19 protein-coding genes are annotated in these 18738 nt (G+C 40.1%); 8 read left to right on the forward strand and 11 right to left on the reverse strand.

Features of this window, described 5'->3' with window-relative positions; genetic code table 11:
- The first annotated feature begins 3 nt into the window (after positions 1-3).
- From FGM01_RS12965 to FGM01_RS12995, 7 genes are all read left to right on the forward strand, one after another.
- Positions 4-909, forward strand: coding sequence for a geranylgeranylglycerol-phosphate geranylgeranyltransferase (locus tag FGM01_RS12965; protein ID WP_143411589.1), 906 nt, complete (start codon positions 4-6; stop codon positions 907-909).
- A 79-nt stretch (positions 910-988) separates the two neighbouring features.
- Positions 989-1876, forward strand: coding sequence for a pseudouridine synthase (locus tag FGM01_RS12970; protein ID WP_143411590.1), 888 nt, complete (start codon positions 989-991; stop codon positions 1874-1876).
- A 273-nt stretch (positions 1877-2149) separates the two neighbouring features.
- Positions 2150-3553 (forward strand): arginine decarboxylase, encoded by a 1404-nt coding sequence (locus tag FGM01_RS12975; RefSeq protein ID WP_143411591.1) that lies wholly within the window; start codon positions 2150-2152, stop codon positions 3551-3553.
- 46 nt (positions 3554-3599) lie between these two features.
- Positions 3600-4475, forward strand: a complete 876-nt coding sequence (gene speB, locus FGM01_RS12980) for an agmatinase (RefSeq protein WP_143411592.1) — start codon at positions 3600-3602, stop codon at positions 4473-4475.
- A complete protein-coding gene (locus FGM01_RS12985; RefSeq protein WP_143411593.1) occupies positions 4468-5439 on the forward strand; it encodes a deoxyhypusine synthase family protein in 972 nt (323 codons plus the stop codon). Before speB ends, FGM01_RS12985 begins: the two co-directional genes overlap by 8 nt.
- An 83-nt stretch (positions 5440-5522) precedes the next feature.
- A complete protein-coding gene (locus FGM01_RS12990; RefSeq protein ID WP_143411594.1) occupies positions 5523-6095 on the forward strand; it encodes a hypothetical protein in 573 nt (190 codons plus the stop codon).
- Positions 6095-6733: a lipid-A-disaccharide synthase N-terminal domain-containing protein gene (locus FGM01_RS12995; protein ID WP_143411595.1), complete on the forward strand. Its 639-nt coding sequence runs from the start codon at positions 6095-6097 to the stop codon at positions 6731-6733. The genes FGM01_RS12990 and FGM01_RS12995 overlap by 1 nt, the downstream gene beginning before the upstream one ends.
- Here the strand turns inward: FGM01_RS12995 and FGM01_RS13000 are convergent.
- From FGM01_RS13000 to FGM01_RS13020, 5 genes are read right to left on the reverse strand one after another with little or no spacing between them, the layout of a single operon-like run.
- Positions 6714-8078 carry an MptA/MptB family glycosyltransferase gene (locus FGM01_RS13000; protein ID WP_143411596.1) on the reverse strand — a complete coding sequence of 455 codons (1365 nt, stop codon included), beginning with the start codon at positions 8076-8078 and terminating at the stop codon, positions 6714-6716. The genes FGM01_RS12995 and FGM01_RS13000 overlap by 20 nt on opposite strands.
- 36 nt (positions 8079-8114) lie before the next feature.
- Positions 8115-9581, reverse strand: a complete 1467-nt coding sequence (locus FGM01_RS13005; protein WP_143411597.1) for a cellulose synthase family protein — start codon at positions 9579-9581, stop codon at positions 8115-8117.
- A complete protein-coding gene (locus tag FGM01_RS13010; RefSeq protein WP_143411598.1) occupies positions 9578-10282 on the reverse strand; it encodes a glycosyltransferase family 2 protein in 705 nt (234 codons plus the stop codon). The genes FGM01_RS13005 and FGM01_RS13010 overlap by 4 nt, the downstream gene beginning before the upstream one ends.
- Before the next feature lie 49 nt (positions 10283-10331).
- Positions 10332-11927 (reverse strand): 4Fe-4S binding protein, encoded by a 1596-nt coding sequence (locus FGM01_RS13015; protein ID WP_143411599.1) that lies wholly within the window; start codon positions 11925-11927, stop codon positions 10332-10334.
- A gap of 1 nt (position 11928) precedes the next feature.
- Positions 11929-13215, reverse strand: coding sequence for an NAD(P)/FAD-dependent oxidoreductase (locus FGM01_RS13020; RefSeq protein ID WP_143411600.1), 1287 nt, complete (start codon positions 13213-13215; stop codon positions 11929-11931).
- A 101-nt stretch (positions 13216-13316) separates the two neighbouring features.
- Between FGM01_RS13020 and FGM01_RS13025 the strand changes: the two genes are divergently transcribed.
- Positions 13317-14348: a glycoside hydrolase family 113 gene (locus tag FGM01_RS13025; protein ID WP_143411601.1), complete on the forward strand. Its 1032-nt coding sequence runs from the start codon at positions 13317-13319 to the stop codon at positions 14346-14348.
- Here the strand turns inward: FGM01_RS13025 and FGM01_RS13030 are convergent.
- From FGM01_RS13030 to FGM01_RS13055, 6 genes are read right to left on the reverse strand one after another with little or no spacing between them, the layout of a single operon-like run.
- Positions 14338-15024 (reverse strand): TIGR04283 family arsenosugar biosynthesis glycosyltransferase, encoded by a 687-nt coding sequence (locus FGM01_RS13030; protein WP_143411602.1) that lies wholly within the window; start codon positions 15022-15024, stop codon positions 14338-14340. The two genes, FGM01_RS13025 and FGM01_RS13030, sit on opposite strands and share 11 nt — an antisense overlap.
- 6 nt (positions 15025-15030) lie before the next feature.
- Positions 15031-15834 carry a DUF547 domain-containing protein gene (locus tag FGM01_RS13035; protein ID WP_143411603.1) on the reverse strand — a complete coding sequence of 268 codons (804 nt, stop codon included), beginning with the start codon at positions 15832-15834 and terminating at the stop codon, positions 15031-15033.
- Between the two features lie 18 nt (positions 15835-15852).
- Positions 15853-16821 carry an arsenosugar biosynthesis arsenite methyltransferase ArsM gene (gene arsM, locus FGM01_RS13040; RefSeq protein WP_143411604.1) on the reverse strand — a complete coding sequence of 323 codons (969 nt, stop codon included), beginning with the start codon at positions 16819-16821 and terminating at the stop codon, positions 15853-15855.
- Positions 16821-17633, reverse strand: a complete 813-nt coding sequence (locus FGM01_RS13045) for a purine-nucleoside phosphorylase (protein ID WP_143411605.1) — start codon at positions 17631-17633, stop codon at positions 16821-16823. The genes arsM and FGM01_RS13045 overlap by 1 nt, the downstream gene beginning before the upstream one ends.
- Positions 17633-18238 (reverse strand): TIGR04282 family arsenosugar biosynthesis glycosyltransferase, encoded by a 606-nt coding sequence (locus FGM01_RS13050; RefSeq protein ID WP_243735806.1) that lies wholly within the window; start codon positions 18236-18238, stop codon positions 17633-17635. Before FGM01_RS13050 ends, FGM01_RS13045 begins: the two co-directional genes overlap by 1 nt.
- Positions 18239-18736 carry a rhodanese-like domain-containing protein gene (locus tag FGM01_RS13055; RefSeq protein WP_243735807.1) on the reverse strand — a complete coding sequence of 166 codons (498 nt, stop codon included), beginning with the start codon at positions 18734-18736 and terminating at the stop codon, positions 18239-18241.
- Positions 18737-18738: the final 2 nt, after the last annotated feature.

The raw sequence follows: 18738 nt of genomic DNA on the forward strand, positions 1-18738 counted from the left end.
CTTATGGCAGCTTCAGCGAACAAGCGCCTGCTACTGAAAATATTCAGTTTATTTTCTGTGGTAAGGGGATATAATATTCTGGTAGTGGTTATTGCGCAATATCTCACCTCAGCTTTTATCCTCGCGCCAGAAAAACCCCTTAGAGATATACTTTTTGACCCTAATCTTTTCTTTCTTATCCTCGCTTCTTCCAGTGTGATCGCTTCTGGATATATTATTAATAATTTCTACGATAGTGAGAAGGATTTAATCAACCGGCCCAAGAAAACCATGCTGGACAGAGTGGTGAGCCAGAGAACCAAACTTTCGGTATATTTTATCCTGAATTTCGCGGCCATCTTTTTTGCAAGCTACGTTTCCTTTAGAGCGGTTGTTTTCTTTTCGATCTACATATTCGTCATCTGGCTGTATTCACACAGGCTCAAGAAAATCCTTTTTCTGGGCAACCTGGTTGCTTCCATACTTACAATCACCCCATTCTTTGTGATATTTATTTATTACAAGAATTTTGAGACGGTCATTTTCATCCACGCAACCTTTCTATACCTTATGATCGTAATGCGGGAACTGGTAAAAGACCTGGAAAACATGCAGGGTGATCTGGTGCAGAATTATCATACTATTCCTCTGGTATACGGGGAAAAGTGGAGCAAATTTTTTTTAGCAATATGTACCTTATGTGCGGTCATCCCTATCTACCTTTTAGTAACCCGGTTTGAACTTGGATATATGGACTATTACTTTTTTGTCTCGCTTATATTGCTAACCGTGTTCATGCTTCTACTCTATTTCAGCAAGGCTAAATGGCAGTATTTACTGCTTCATAATATCCTGAAGCTTATCATCGTGGTGGGAGTTTTCAGTATTTTGCTGATCGATCTCGACGAGGTACTTAACCGGGTTTTTTAGATAAACCGCTCAGTCTAAAACTTTTCTCAAATACTTGCCTTCCTCATTGGGGATAATGTATCTTTGCAAAAAATTTGGTATGAGCAGACACGATAGATCTTCAGGCAGAAAAACTAATAAAGATACAGGTAGCAGAAGCGACCGTTCTTCTGGAGGAAAACAAAGTGGACGTCAGGGTGGTGGAATTCGCAAGAAGTCCCAGGCCCGCGGTAATGCCCCTATCAAACCAAAAATGGAGCAAAGCCCATTGACCAATACAGAGGGAATAAGGCTCAATAAATATATTGCCAATTCCGGGGTTTGTTCCCGTCGTGATGCAGATATGTATATTGCCGCCGGTAATGTAACGGTGAATGGTAAATCTGTTACTGAAATGGGCTACCGGGTTAAACTGGAAGACGACGTTCGTTTTGACGGCAGAAGACTAAATCCTGAAAAACCAGAATATATTCTCATAAACAAACCGGCAGGCTTCTTTGTAACCGGTAATCCGGAGAAAGGTGGCCGTACGGTAATGGAATTAGTGGCCAGAGCGACTAAAGCCAAGGTAAGTCCAGTTGGAAAACTGGATAACCAGGCTAAAGGACTTTTGCTTTTCACCAATGATGGTACCCTGGCCAAAAAACTGGCCAAGCCGAAAAACGGGATCAGGCAGATATATCATGTTGCCTTGAACAAGAACCTAACAAAAGAAGACCTTGAAAATATCCAGAAAGGAGTTTACCTGGAAGGATCTAAAGTGATCATTACCAATGTAAGCTTTATTGATGACAAACCTCACAACGAAGTTGGCATCGAACTTTACAGCATCAAGGAGCATATCGTGACCCGTATTTTTAAGAGTTTAGGTTACGAGGTGGAAAGTCTTGATCGTGTAGTTTTTGGCGGACTTACCAAAAAGGATCTTCCACGCGGAAGATTTAGAAATCTTACTCAGCAAGAGGTAATTAACCTCGGTATGCACTAACATTTTTTTTAATTTTTCCTTTTATTTTTTTAATACATTTACCGCGTTAAAGAACGAGGCAAAAACTAATGTTTCGTTTTGATTTTATGTAATTGAAAAGAATCATTATTTCCAAGACTGGATTTGTTTCAGTCTCTCAAAATCTCAAGTCCCGATATTCTTTCGCTGGCTTTGAGACCTCCAGGAATTCGTTTCTTAACATTAATTTACCAGTCGATCCTTTCGACCCTATAAATTATTCTCTAATTTCTTGCCCTAAATTTATTTAACAAATTGAATACAAAGTACAGCGATTTAATAGACCAGACATATTACTTCCCGCAGGAAGAATTCAACCTTGATGGATCCCAGTTGAAGTTTCATGACATAGATCTTATGGAACTTGTTAAACAATACGGAGCTCCGTTAAAGTTTACTTATCTCCCAAAAATTTCTCAGAATATCAATCGAGCTAAAGGCTGGTTCAAAGCGGCTATAGAGAAGCATGATTATAAAGGGAAATATAATTATTGCTATTGCACCAAAAGTTCGCATTTTGAGCATGTTCTTAATGAGGCATTGAAGAATGATATTCATATCGAGACTTCTTCAGCTTTCGACATTAACATCGTGGAAAAACTGAAGAAATCCGGGAAAATATCTGATGACCGCTGGGTGATCTGTAATGGCTTTAAAAGAGACCAGTATATTGAAAACATCAGCCGTTTGCTTAATGGTGGTCACAAGAACTGCCTTCCGATAATAGATAATTATGAAGAGCTGGACCTTCTTTCTGAAAGGATCGAAGGAAAATTCCAGGTGGGGATACGAATTGCTTCAGAAGAAGAACCAAAATTTGAATTCTATACCTCCAGACTTGGTATTGGTTATAAAAATATCGTGCCGTTTTATAATAAGCAGATAAAAGACAATGAAAATGTGGAGCTTAAAATGCTGCACTTCTTCATTAACACCGGGATTCGCGATACAGCCTACTATTGGAATGAGTTGAACAAGTGTCTAAAAGTATATATCGCGTTAAAAAAGATATGTCCCAATCTGGATAGTTTGAACATTGGAGGAGGATTCCCAATTAAGAATTCTCTGGCTTTTGAATATGATTATGCATATATGGTAGACGAGATTGTGAATCAGATCAAGCTTACCTGCGAAGAAGCCCATGTGGATGTTCCAAATATTTTTACCGAATTCGGAAGTTTTACGGTCGGTGAAAGCGGAGGAGCTATTTACGAGGTTCTCTACCAGAAGCAACAAAATGACCGTGAGAAATGGAATATGATCAATTCTTCATTTATCACGACACTTCCTGATACCTGGGCTATTAGCAAAAAATTCGTAATGCTGGCGGTGAATAGATGGAATGAGGAATATGAACGGGTATTACTGGGAGGTTTGACCTGCGATAGCGATGATTATTACAATTCTGAGCAACATACAAATGCTATTTACCTACCGAAGTTTAAAAAAGACAAACCACTTTATATAGGCTTCTTTAATACCGGAGCTTATCAGGATACCATCGGTGGATTTGGGGGATTACAGCATTGCCTTATTCCACAGCCTAAACATATATTAATAGACTTTGATGAAAACGGAGAATTAACCAGCAGGTTATTTCGTGAACAACAAAATTCTGAAGATATGCTGAACATTTTGGGCTATGACAGAAACAATTAATATTTTAACGCTTTAATAATCAACTAACTAATCAATTCAATTAGCCATGAGCAAAAAGAATTATGCCGGGATACCCGAAAAATACGCTCGTATAGACGAAGCAAAAGTGGTATTGATTCCTGTTCCATATGATGGTACCAGTACCTGGCAAAAAGGCGCCGATAAAGGCCCGGAGGCATTTTTAGATGCTTCAGAAAATATGGAGCTGTATGATATCGAAACCCGTAGCGAGGTTTATAAAAAAGGTATTTATCTTGCCCCGCCGGTAACAGAAAACTCTTCACCAGAAAAGATGGTTGAGGCAGTTTATATGACCACCAAGAATTACATCAAACAGGAGAAGTTCGTGACCCTTTTTGGAGGAGAGCATTCAATTTCAATTGGAAGCATTAGAGCTTTTAATGAAGCCTTCGAAGACCTTACGGTGGTTCAGCTTGATGCACATGCCGATCTTAGACCAGAGTATGAAGGTTCAAAATGTAACCACGCCTGCGCTTTGCACGAAGCCAGTAAAAATACGAATCTCGTACAGGTAGGTATACGCTCTATGGATGTTTCAGAAAAAGACCATATGGACGAAAACCAGGTCTATTTTGCTCATGACCTTTATGAAGACTGGCAGGAAGATGCGATAGGACAAATGACGCCTAATGTATTTATCACGATAGATCTTGATGCGTTCGATCCAAGCATCATGCCTTCTACCGGAACTCCTGAGCCGGGTGGATTATTCTGGTATGAAACACTGGAATTCCTTAAAATGATGTTCAAAAAGAAAAATGTTGTAGGATTTGATATCGTAGAGCTTTGCCCGAATAAGGAAGAAAAATCTTCAGATTTCCTGGCGGCAAAACTTTACTACAAGATGTTGAGCTACAAATTTAAATACCAAAATTACAACGAAGAAGACGAAGATGAGTAAAGGACAGATATCTCAGTTCATTGAGAAATATTATTTACACTTTAACGCTGCTGCCCTTGTAGATGCGGCTAAAGATTACGAAAAACAGCTTGAAGGAGGCGCTAAAATGCTTGTTTCTCTTGCCGGGGCGATGAGTACCGCCGAGATCGGGAAGATTTTTGCTGAAATGATCCGCCAGGATAAAGTTCATATTATTTCCTGTACAGGTGCTAACCTGGAAGAGGATGTGATGAACCTGGTAGCGCATTCACATTATAAAAGAGTTCCTAATTACCGTGACCTTACTCCGCAAGAGGAATGGGATCTATTGGAAAAAGGACTTAATCGTGTGACCGATACCTGCATTCCTGAAGAGGAAGCTTTCAGGAGAATACAGGAGCATATTTTCAAAATCTGGAAAGGTGCCGAAGAAAAAGGAGAGCGTTATTTCCCGCATGAATTCCTGCACAAATTGCTATTAAGCGGAGTGATGGAAGAGCATTATGAAATAGATCTTAAAGATTCATGGATGTATGCTGCCGCCGAAAAGAACCTGCCCATGGTAGTTCCAGGCTGGGAAGACTCTACGCTGGGTAATATTTTCGCCTCTTATGTATTAAAAGGTGAATTGAAAGCAAGCACCATGAAATCTGGTATTGAATATATGACCTTCCTGGCAGACTGGTATACGGAAAATTCTAAGCAAGGAATTGGGTTCTTCCAGATTGGTGGTGGGATAGCCGGTGACTTCCCTATATGTGTAGTACCAATGCTATACCAGGATATGGAAAGAACAGACACTCCTTTCTGGAGCTATTTCTGCCAGATCTCAGATTCTACGACCAGTTACGGATCCTATTCGGGCGCTGTCCCAAATGAAAAGATCACCTGGGGTAAACTGGATATTACCACCCCTAAACATATCATAGAAAGTGACGCGACTATAGTTGCCCCCCTGGTTTTTGCATATCTCCTGGATATGTAATTAACAAATAATTGCATTGAGTTATAGCTGTTCAGTATTACATTATTAGTAATATTGGACAGCTTTTTTAATTTCGAATATTAATGAAACGGTTCCTGTTACTTTCAGCTTTCTTATTTCTTAGTCTTACCTCCTGTCATACTCCCAGTTATACTTTCACTCGGAATTCCTCAAATTCATTTCAACCAATAGAAGGAAAATACCTGGTAAATTATATCGATTCCCCGGAAGCGGTAAGAACAGAGTTTCAGGATATGCTGCTGGAGAAATTTCCTAAGAATACCCACCTGGCGCAAAATTCAGGAGTGGCGATTTTCCCGGTCAATATCCCGGAAAACCCGGGTTCAGAAAAAATCAAGGATATAAGCGCTACGACCGGAGATTTTGATTACCTGATTAACATAAAAGCAAATATTTCCAGTGACAATATAGACGCTATGCAAATTGGAAATCTTGCGCCGTCTGATAGTAATGAAACATTTGTTGCCCTGGAGATCTTCGATCTTAACAATCCCGGAACTATATTTTATTCCAGGGTGCGTGCATATTTGCAGGATCGTGACGATTCCCAGGATTTTTCTTTTGGGGTTTCCTCTAATACAATGCTGAAAAAGAGTTTAAAAAAGATCCTTAGACGTATCGATAATTTAAATTAATGGAAAACTGGCCAATTTTTGCTATCGGATTTTTAGCCCAGTTGCTATTTTCGGCGAGGCTAATCTCTCAATGGTTTCTGTCTGAAAAATCTCAGAAAGTGGAAACTCCGGTTCTATTCTGGAAATTAAGCTTGTTAGCTTCCATTTTGCTTTTCACCTACGGCTACCTAAGAGAGGATTTCGCAATCATGCTCGGCCAATTCCTTATTTATGGTGTATACTGGCGTAACCTGGTCTTGATGAATGAATGGAAGAAAAGAAACCTGTTTTTTAAAGGACTTGTAATCATTTTTCCCTTTGGTATCGCAGCTTATATTATGTTCTTTGGCTCCCTTACCTGGTCTGATGTTTTGTTGAGTACCGGTAATATTCCGGGCTGGCTTATAGGCTTAGGTATAATCGCCCAGATCGTTTATACTTCCAGGTTCTTTTATCAATGGTATTATTCTGAAGTTAATAATGAGTCTTCATTACCTATGGGATTCTGGATATTGAGCCTGATAGGTGCAGCTCTTCTATTCACTTATGGCATTTTTCGCCATGATCCCGTCCTCATCGCTGCACATTTCTTTGGGGGCATTATTTACATCAGGGATATGTACCTTTTGCAAAATTCCACTAAGCAGAAACAGGCCTAGGCTTTAATAGGCTTTCCTTTAGCATATAGAAAAATACAAGTAGATATTCCAGGGTGATAAGCCATAGATTTTCGCTGTAATCGGCATTGGAATAGGCAAAATAACTTAGCATCACTACGGCAGTCCAGATGATCATATACTTATACTCGGTAAAAACGCTCAGAATCAAGGGGATCGCCAGATACCATGGATGAACCGTAGTTGAAAGAAGTAAATATGCGGTGACGGCTAAAAGCATATTGGTTAACAGCTGTTTTGTGTTCTTATTTTTTCTGAATAAGCTAAGACCAAGAATGATCAGAATCGTAATGAATGGAAGTATCTTTCCCGCGGTCTCAATTATATTATAGCCCTTCACCTGGAATCCTATCCAGCGCACGATATAGTATATGCTGGCATTGAACTCGAATTTACCGAACCATAGACCTACACTCCTGAAAAAATTCGAAACCACTTCCGCAGAATAGAACGGGATAAATGAAATAATTACTGTTGAAATACAAACCAGGTAATATAAGAGAAGTCTCCGGAAACCTTTCATCCCTAGACTACCCACAGCCTGAATGAAATATTTGAAAAGCAATGGTAGAAACATCAACGGCAATAATTTTATTGAAACTGACATTCCTAAAAATACTGCACTCCAGAACCATTTCCCATGATGCAGTAAATAAACAGAAAGTACCAGCAAAAACACCATAACCGATTCGAAATGAAGATTACCGGTCATTTCAATAATAACGAAAGGATTTAAAATGTACCAGAAGATCCTGTATTCAGGAATCTTCATAGATCTCAGAAGTTTTCTGCCGTAATATAGAATACCTACATCTGCCAGAATGATGGCAATCCTGAATATAATTACTGCCCCGGTGATACTTTTAGGAGATAGCCAACCCGCAATAGCGAATATGAGCTGATTTAAGGGCGCGTAATTGGAGTAATGCCCTGAACTCAGGCTTCCCATCCCCTTTAATAATTCTGAAGCCTGTGCAATGCTGAAATTCGGTCTTAGAATAAGATCATCTGGCACAAACTGATATGGATTCCAGGCTTTCGCGATAAGCCTGCCATCCCAGATAAACCTGTAAAAATCCTGGGATAATTCAGGTAAAGACCACAAGGGGATCAACCTGAAAATTATAGCCAGCCCCGCCAGGAACCAGAAATTATGTTTCTGTATCTGGATTAGTTTAAAGCTCAGGTAAAACAAGGCTGCGTATAACGAGATGAGCTTTATAAAATCTGTTCTTTCAAGCCCGTGGGCAAAACTGAAATGAAATACCGCACAAGCAAGTGCCAGGATAATAGGAGTCTGGTAGGCTTTAAAGATGTTCAGATTCATTGCAGAGCTGCGGGCTTTGCGCTAAAATAGAAAAAATCAGGCTCGTATGCTTTTAAAAAATACAAAGCCAAAGCCGGTGAACAACATTAAGTGAAAAATAAGAAGCCCAAAATCATTCAGTTTGAAAGCGCTCCAGATGGCAAATCCAAAATAGAGGAAAAGTAAGCCTTCAATGATCACATTCTTCGAAAAGCGATTGGTCAGGTACCTGTTTCCTTTCCAGGAATCCTTCATAGAATTAATGTTGAACTTGGGTGTTCTGATAAATTCTGATTTTTTACCAAAATGCCCCTCAAGAACTGCAAGAGTATTATGAACTGAGAAGCCCATGGCGATGGAGAAAAAGGTAAGAAACATTCCGAGGAAGCTAAAAAAGCTTTTGATACTCCTACCGTGAATTTTAGTATAGGCCACGTAGTAACAGGCAAAAAAGATAAGAGTACTAATGGCAAAACCGGCTAGAACATTGAAATACCAGGAAAAGGCCGGATTATTATGTTTAATATAAAGGACGGGCACGCTTAAAACAGCCAGTAAAAGGACGATCAAAAACATACTGGAATTAAGCAAATGGAAAAAACCATGAAATTTAGTACTAAAGGAAACCGATCTATCATTCAACAGCTTCCCGTAATTCTTTTTAAAATTCTCTGCCGCGCCTTTATTCCATCGAAATTGCTGACTCCTGGCTGCGCTAATAACCACCGGTAATTCTGCCGGAGTTTCTACATCTTCCAGGTATTTAAATTCCCATTTTTTCATCTGGGCCCTGTAACTCAGGTCAAGATCTTCAGTTAAAGTATCCCCGCTCCAGTTGCCGGCATCAAGAATACATGCTTTACGCCAGATCCCGGCCGTTCCATTGAAGTTGATAAAATTCCTGCCAAAATTCCTTCCGGTTTGTTCAAGGATAAAATGAAAGTCCAGCGCAAAGGCCTGGATCTTTGTAAGCAGGGAGTAGTTGCGGTTTAAATGCCCCCAACGGGTTTGCACCACCCCAATTTTTTCATTCTTAAAATATGGAAGGGTTTCCATCAACCATTTTTCACCCGGCACAAAGTCTGAATCGAAAACTGCGATAAATTCCCCTTTGGCAACTTTTAGTCCTTCTTTTAAAGCACCTGCTTTAAACCCAGATCTGATTTCTCGCCTGATATGTTGGATATCCAGCCCGGTTGTTTGAAGCTCTTTTATAATTCCCGCCGTCTTTTCCAAGGAATGATCTGTAGAGTCGTCCAGGACCTGGATCTCAAGTTTATCCTGGGGATAATTGATCTCAGCAATATTTTTCAGTAGCCGTTCGACTACGTAATATTCATTATAAAGAGGTAACTGAATTGTAACCAGGGGAAGGTCCTCCTTGGAAAAATCGAACTTTTCAGAGTTATCAGTGGCTTTGGTCGCCTTCAGATAATTTATCAATAAGTGAAGCTGGGAAAGGCTGTAAATAAATATAACGAGTAAGGCAAGAGTATAAATTATGATTACCGCTAAATCTATCATTTAAAACTGTATTTAAAAATCCAACCGAGAATTTTTACACCTGCAAAGATAGCACCTTTGACGGTTCCCGAAACTTTTGAAACGCCAATTCTGTTTCGGTAATGCACAGGAACTTCGGTATAGCTTAGGTTTTGTCGTAATGCCTTCAATTGCATTTCAACGGTCCAGCCATAAGTTTTATCTTCCATCTTCAGCTGTAGTAATTTTTCATAGGTTATCGCCCTGAATGGTCCCAGATCTGTAAACCTGGAGTTGAAGAAGATTTTCATTAAGGTTGTTGCCAGTTTATTCCCAAAGATCTGCGGGAAGGTCATAGAACCTTGCTCTCTCCACTGTCTAACCCTCGCTCCCACCACGAAATCTTTGCCTTCGCTTAAAATTGGTTGTAAAATTTTTGGCAATTCATCAGGGTAATCTGAATAATCACCATCCAGAAAGACCAAGATATCTGGCTTTTCTTGCAAATCTGCGACATAAGCCATTCCCTTCAGACAGGCATAACCATATCCTTTTTTTTCTTCAGAAAGAACGGTGGCTCCGGCTTTTCTTGCATTGATTATTGTAGCATCTGTAGAGTTATTGCTAACCACGATCACTTCATCCACCAGATCTGGTATATCTGCGATCACTCTTGCTATAGAATCTGCTTCGTTGAATGCGGGAATAATTACCTTGATATAAGGCGGATTGGGGATATGCAATATTTATTTTTTAGATAAGCAGTGCAAAAATAGTATATTTCCTTACAAATTATTTGCTATTCTGTTTGATGAGATCCAATAGGTCCACGTTATCTCCCATCACTGCTTCCTGAGATTCCACCCGGTTCTTATGACTGCCATTTTCCAGTTTAAGCACTCCTCTTGGACATACGGCTGAACAGATCCCGCAACCTACACAGCTGGATCTTACAATATTTTCACCTTTCTGGGCATAAGCTCTTACATCGATTCCCATCTCGCAATAGGTTGAACAATTGCCGCAGGAGATACATTGCCCGCCATTGGTGGTGATCCTGAATTTTGAAAACAATCGTTGCTGCATTCCTAAAATTGCCGCCATGGGACATCCAAACCTGCACCATACCCTGTTTCCAAAAATCGGGTAAAATCCTGTACCTATTACCCCGCTAAAAATGGCACCTATAAGGAAGCCATAACTTTGCCGCAGCGTTTCCGCATTGAACAGAAAGAGATTACTGCCACTGAAATAATGAAACCCTATAAGAGAAATTATGATCACCAAATAACCTATGGCTCCATACCTGGCATCCTTTTCAAGCTCTTCTCTTTTAAAATACCAGATGCCGGCAAACAACAGGGTTAGAAATGTTCCAACCCCAATGAGAAACACATCACGGTTTAACCAGTACCTATCTGCATCATACCCCAGATACGAATAAATCACCGCGGTGGTCATAAGGACCACGAAGACCAGTACACTATGAATCACCCAGCGCTCTACCTTCCAGGCAAAAAGACTTTTATCTGAAAGATGACGGTAGGGATCGCCGGCAGTTTCTGCCAGACCACCGCAACCACACACCCAGCTGCAATACCATCTTTTACCATATTTATAAGTAAGGATGGGGGTAATGATAAAAATAGAAGCTATCCCGAATAATAATAGAATAAGACCAATTGTGCCTGAATCTAAAAAATCATTGACACGGTATTGTTCAAAATTATAATAATTAAGGGGCCAGATATTTTTTAGATCATAATAAGGCAGGGAAAATCCCTTCCCGTTTAATCTCGACATGAATTCAGGAATAAGAAATGCAAAAGCCGTCTGGAAGAACATTACAGATACTGTTCTTATTTTTTCGTACCGATTATGCCTGTATTTCCACATGAATTTTACACCAAAGGCCAGGATCGCTATGGTATAGAGCGTTCCATATACAAACCACTGGCTGGCTGGATTACCGCTCAGCAATTTGCTTAACGGGTCAAAAAGCGAGATAAGGCCGGTATTATCTCCTTCTGCCTGTAATCCTAGATACTCCGGATAAAAATAAAGGATAATGTAAAAACCGGTGAGCGCAATCCCCGTCAACCAGGCCAGGTATCCCCTGTTGGTCATAGACTTGAACCATAGCCCATCATTTTTAATGCCCGGGTGTTTATCTGCATAGGCAGCCAGGGCAAACCAGACTATACCTCCGGAAATCGCCGCTAAAGACAGGCTAAGCCAGAGAGTTTTATTGGGAAAATTAAGATTGAAAGCAGCAAGGACCAGTATCATTAACCCAGACATTCCAATAAGGGTGGCGATTTTCTGCTGAGTATTGATGGATCGCGGTGCGTCACCGGTCATGGACATATTGTGTTCTATCCTGCTCATGCTATACTTTCTGTAAATTATTTTTAAAATTGCTTAAAATCTCATCTTCATGAGTGTCGTAAAATTCCGGGTCAAAATTAGCCAGGCTCAAATTCATCATCACGTGATCTACAGATCTATTTTCATCCAGCCAGCGATCAAAGACTTCCTGTCTCATCCTGATCCCAAAAGTATTGATACCTAAAAATCTTCTACTTTCTGCTTCATATGAAATGCTGATTGCCTTAAATTCCTTTTTATGCCTCCAGTGAAAATGTTCCTCACCCTTCTTCGGTTCAGGCCAGACCCAGCCATAAGTTTGATATTCGATGTCGAAGAATTTAGCTGAATTAAACCAGTTACCGGGTTCATATGCAGTCCTTTTTCCAACTAAGGTCTGGGCGAGAGTTTCACCCATGATCCTGCCCGTATACCATACGGCTTCCACCGGCTTTCTTAAACCTATAGCATTTCGTTGCTGGGCACAGTCACCAATGGAATATACATCTGGAATATTGGTTTCCAAATATTCGTTGACCAGTACTCCCCTGTCTGTTTCCAGTTTAGAATTTTTTAGAAAATCTATATTAGGTCGTACGCCGGCACAAAGGCCTACTAGCTGACATTCGATCTCTTCCCCATCTTTTGTCGTGACCGCCCTTACCCTGCCGTTTTCATCTGCAAGGATCTTATCTAATTCTGTATTATGTCGCAAATCTACAACATGAGAGCTTATGTGTTCAGAGATCATTTCAGCATCTGGGAATGGAAGAACATTACTCCAGAATGCTTTTTCTCTAACCAGGAAAGTAACCTCAATCTTCCGGGTTCTCAGCATTTCGGCAAGCTCTATGCCAATAAGTCCTCCTCCTACAATTACCGCTTTTTTCGTGTGCGCTGTGTTTTCTTCCAACTCGATAAGATCCTGTTTGGACACCAGGCCCTGGACTCCTTTAAGATCTTCTCCTTCCCAACCAAATTTGTTATATACCGAACCGGTGGCAATTACAAGCTTATCATAGCTCATAGGCTCACCCACAGAAAAACGTAATTTCTTTTTTTCAAAATCTAACCTGGTCACCCAGGCCTTTACCAATTCTATCCTGTTCTTTTTCCAGAACCAGTCTTCGTATGGCTGTAGATGATTCCACTTCATATGCCCCATATAGACATACATTAATGCAGTACGCGAAAAGAAATAATCTGATTCACCTGAAATTACTGTGATCTTATGGTCTGCATTTTTCCGGATGTGCCGGGCCGCCGTGATACCTGAAATTCCGTTACCGATTATTACTATATGCTCCATTAATTTTTTATAATTTGGCAGAAAGCCTGATGGCACTACGAGTAAAGTACGCTGAAAATTGGCAAATTCCCAAGTAGAACAGGGTTTTTATAACTTTAAGGATGGCACGTATTTCCAAAATATCAATTCACGTTCTGATCCTAGCACTAATAGCTGTTTTATCAGGATCGTGCCAGGCAGAAATACCTTTAAAGAAAATTAATGGCATAAGTCTCGTGGCCTCCAGGGATAGTCTTAGAAGCGAACATATTTTGCCAATGGTCGAGATAAATGCCAATGCTGTAGCTTTGGTCCCTTATGCTTTCGTTCCGAATAAAGACGAACCCAGGTTAATTTTCAATACAGAGAGACAATGGTTTGGAGAAAGGGTCGCCGGAATTGAGCATGCCATTAAGTTGCTAAAAAAACAAGATCTAAGGCTGATGATAAAACCTCATATCTGGCTGAGAAACGGTGAATTTACCGGTGATTTTAAAGCTTCGACAGAAAGTGATTGGGTAAAATTTGAGTCTACATACCGTGATTACATTTTGCTCTATGCCCGGATTGCAGAAGAAAATAATATTGAAACCTTTTGCATTGGAACAGAACTTTTCAATTTTGCAGACCAGAGACCTGACTACTGGAAACAATTAATTGCCGACGTTAGAAGTATTTATAAAGGAAAACTGGTATATGCAGAAAACTGGGACAAGGTAGATAAGATTGAATTCTGGGATCAACTGGATTATATAGGAGTAGATGCCTATTTTCCCCTGAGCGAGGAAAGTTCTCCTACAGAAGAAGAGATCAGAAATGGCTGGCAGAATCATAAAAATATGCTGGAAGAACTGAGCCAGGAATTTAACAAACCCGTAATGTTCACAGAATATGGCTACCGGAGTATGGATTATGCATTGAAGGAGCCGTGGAATTCCAGCCGGGATATTTCAGGCATTAACCAGGAACTTCAGGCCAGGGCCCTGAAAATTTTATATGAAGAATTCTGGGGTGAAAACTGGTTCGCCGGCGGTTATATCTGGAAGTGGCATCAGTCTGAAAATGCCGGAGGACCTGATAATGATCGTTTTACACCACAGAATAAACCTGCCGAGGCTGTTATTCAGAAAAATCATGAGAATTTCAGGAACTAATACGCTTATAATAATGCGAATAAAGTTCTTCTGCAGATGCTCCAAACCTTCTTTTCCAATAGATCTCGATAAACAGACGCTGAGTATTCCAGACACCCAGTTTTTCGTAAAGCCTGGCCGAGGTAGTAATCCAGCTTTTTATCACCGTAAACTGCCCCAAATCGTATAGTCTTTTAATGAATTCATTGTCTTCATAAACAAGGTAGGATTCATCGAATCCCGATAATTGTTCAAAAAGCCGCCGTGATACAAAAAGAGATTGATCACCGCCGCGACAGGAGATATGATTAAATTTAGTGAAAAACCCCATTAAACTCAGCCACCAGTGATCTTTATCAAATTTCATCTGAAAGCATCCGGCTTTATTGCCCTTTTTAAATTCATTTACGATCAAAGAATCAAAACGCTCCGGTGGAAAACTATCGGCATGTAAAAAATAAAGAATTTCAGATTTGGCAATTTTGGCCCCGGTATTCATCTGCACAGCCCTTCCTTTAGGGGAATTCAAATAGATAACCCCGGGCTGGTATTTGCAAACCCTGGCCGTTGCATCTGTACTTCCACCGTCTACAACAATAATTTCGGAAACAAAACCAGAAGAGACCCTCGCGAGATGTTGCAGTAAAACCGGAAGTTTTTCTTCCTCATTAAAAACGGGAATAATAATGCTTATCATCCCTTTCTACTTAGCTTCGTTCAGGTTCCAGTTATATTCGAGATATGAAATCTCCGCATCCTTAGCTATTTTAACTTTTGAATACCGGTTCACATAGTCTATAAGACTTACACCGCCTTCAGTAAAATCGCCTTTATACCAGTCAAATATCGAAGATAGCCTGGCTGAATTCCCGGAAATTTCATTCTTATCTGAATTCACGAATTCTCTGGTAACTATCTCCAGCTGCTGTTCGATCTTAGGTGCAGTAAAAGCTTCATTAATAAGTTTTGGACATGATATCGACGCACAATTGATCGCAAAATGTATTCTGGGTTCATTCATCTTGCGCAGCAAACTATTTTCTATACCGCCAAGGGAAATTTTAGTATCACCTATATTGATAAATTCGCTGGTCCAGGCACCATTAATATCTTTAATACTCTTCACCGGATAATTTCGCAAAATAAGATCTACGGTATAGGCATTATAGAGATTGATATAATAGGCAAGCAGTTCCTGCGCAGACCAGGAATCATCTGGTTTTTGCTTAGAAAGCATTTCCAGGTATTTATTAAGCTTTTCCCTGTCATTTTTAAAACCTTTATAATCTACCATCCCATCTTCCCGAACATGCTTTTGAAGTAATTTATTCCACAGACTGTGATCTACTTTAACAGCTTCATTTTTAGCTATATTTTTGGCTTCATCATTTACGCTTGGAGTAGGCAGGCCCTTACTGTTAAATCCTGCGCTGGATATGAGATTACAGGAGGCGAACATGGCCGCCCCGGAGATGAGGATCACAAAACTTAGAATTAACTTCTTCATGGTATTCTTTTTTAAAAATTAGCAGCAGCCTCCACCATCGTAATGCCAGGTAGATTCACTAATAAATATATCGTCTCTGCCGAGGGATGCCAGTGCTCCGGCAGTTTTATCACAGACCGCCAGCGGCTGGTTTTTAACCAGGAAATGCCCCTTACCATCATCAAAATGATCCTGATCGCCATAATATATGGCAGCTTTACCGGTAAATATACATGGACCATCTTCTGGCATTGGATCTTTTATGGCGGCTACCTCTATCGATTCTATATAAATGAGTTCATCTGTAGGATAGTTTTTAGGATCCAGAATTCGATAAGGTTTTCTTGCCCTTATCTCGATCGTACCAAAACCTACATCTGTTAACGCTTTGACATAATCCTGTATGGTTAAACTTCCGCTAAGACATAAAGCCCGGAGGCGTTCATCATTCCTCAATTCATCGTTCATTTCCTGCTCACAGGTAGGATCACTCATCACAAGCCGGCCATGTGGTTTTAAAACGCGGTACATTTCCTTTAAAGCTTTGGTAAGCTCTTCAGTTTTAAAAATATTAAAAAGACAATTCTGAGCTGCCACATCTATTGAATTATCCTCCACCGGCAGTTCTGTAGCATCACCCTTTTTGAGGTCCACGAATTCAGACTTAAACCATGAATTCAACTTTTCAGCTTCCTTAAAATTCTTCCGGGAAGCCTCCAGCATTTCATCTACAATGTCTACCCCGACAACCCCCGATTTCTGCCGGGAGAAATAGGCAAATTGCAGCAGTTCCATCCCACCGCCAACGCCCACATAAAGGGTTCTGGGATTATTGGTAAGGTCACGGGCATGAACCGTAGATCCACAACCGTAATTCATTTCCTGCATGATCTTAGGAATCTTTAGCCCGGGTAATTCCCAAATTGGATTTGTAGTACAACATAATCCCACATCTGGAGTAAGGGCCGCTTCGCGATAAACATCTTTGGTAGTTTCTAAATAGCTCATTATATCTTATCTAATAATTCTTTAAACAATTTTACCATATTCGGCTCTGCCTTGGCGGCATTGGCCAGGATATCCTGAATATCGACCTTCTCCAGGTTATCCGGATCTCCCTGATCTGTGATCACTGAAATTGCTGAAACCGGAATTCCCAAATGATTTGCCACGATAACTTCTGGCACAGTGCTCATACCTACTGCATCCCCTCCAATCATTTTTAAATAACGATATTCAGCCCTGGTTTCGAGTTCGGGGCCGGGAACAGAAATATACACTCCTTTGTGTAGTGTGATATTATTTCTTCTTGCAGCTTCTTCAAAAATTTCGTTCATTTCCCTGTTGTAGGGCTCGCTCATATCTACAAACCTTTCACCCAGTTGATCCACGCCGTGAAAAGCCAAAGGTGAACCTCCAAGCAGGTTAATATGATCATCTATAAGCATAAGTTCTGCTTTTTTAAAATCGAGATTCAATGCCCCGGAAGCATTGGACACCAATAATCGTTGCATTCCTAACCGCTTCATTACCCTAACCGGAAAAGTAACATCGAAAAGACTGTACCCTTCATACAGGTGAAACCTTCCCTGCATAATGACTACTTTTTTACCCTGCAGGCTTCCAAAGATCAGTTTACCTTTATGAAATTCAACCGTAGCCGTAGGAAAGTATGGAATATGATTATAACTGGCTTCAGCCTCGATTTCCACATCTTCAAGTAGTTTTCCAAGCCCGGTCCCAAGAATGATCCCAACCTCAGGAGTTCCAAAGCCTTTCGATTTTAAATAGTCTACAGATTCATTAATTCTGTCTGTCATTATTTTATAAAATTTTGGAAGGCCGGATGATCTTTTATATCATCCAGCATATCTATATCATTTTTTTCTGGCAGGACCTTGATCTTCGCATCCTGCATATCTTTAAGCGAGTCTTCAAAAACACTGGAAGTACTCCAATTTTTTCCATGGAAAAGCTTTTTATTCATGGCTTTCATTCCAAGTAAATAGTAGCCTCCGTCCTTCGCCGGACCTATTACATAATCATGATCCTGCAATTCTGAAAAAGCTGCAGAAATATCAGCCGAAGATATATCATAAAGATCACTCCCTATAATGATCACTTCCTGATAACCCTGTGCAAAAGCATCTGTAAAGGCCGCTTGCATTTTATCTCCCAGATCCCCATCGATTTGAAGTTTTTTTTCAAAACCTCCAGTTTCCCAAATATCATTCTCAGCAAGAAAGCTGGAATAAAATACTTGTTTTTCCAGTTTCAGGGGAGCAGTGATTTCATGAGAGTGCTTCAACAGAAATTTATAAATTTCCAGCGCCTTATTATTACCAAGATCTCTGGCCAGCCTCGTTTTCACCTTTCCCGCTTCAGGATTTTTGGTGAAGATCATCAATAATTTCTCGTTATCCACCTAATAAATTTTTTCAGCATTCTCCAGCCATTTAGCCCAATGCCTGGAATAAGCGTGAACTTTATTGGTTGGTTTGTTTTTTATATCCATAACAGGAAAACCGCTTTGCTTCCATCCAAATATGCCCCCATAAAGATTCCTGATATTTTTATAACCCGCTTTAGCAAGTTTTATGGCAATATCTTCAGATCTGATCCCTATAGAACAATACACCACGATTTTTTTATTTTTCTGAATGTCATTCATTCCGGAGAGTTCAAAATCATTATAGCCAATATATATCGCGCCGGGAATATGACTCACTATGAATTCTTCGTTCTCCCTTGCATCCAATATGATCACATCTCCATTTAACTGGTGCATTCTTAATTCTTCCGCAGAAATATAGGGAATGCTGCCAGAATTATATTTCTTAAGAATTTCCCCCAGGGAATTCTGAGATTGCACGGGTGAAAAAATCTGGACCATAAAGATGAGTATAAGAAAGTTCCTTGTCATAC

Source organism: Christiangramia sabulilitoris, from assembly GCF_007050985.1.
Lineage (GTDB): Bacteria > Bacteroidota > Bacteroidia > Flavobacteriales > Flavobacteriaceae > Christiangramia > Christiangramia sabulilitoris.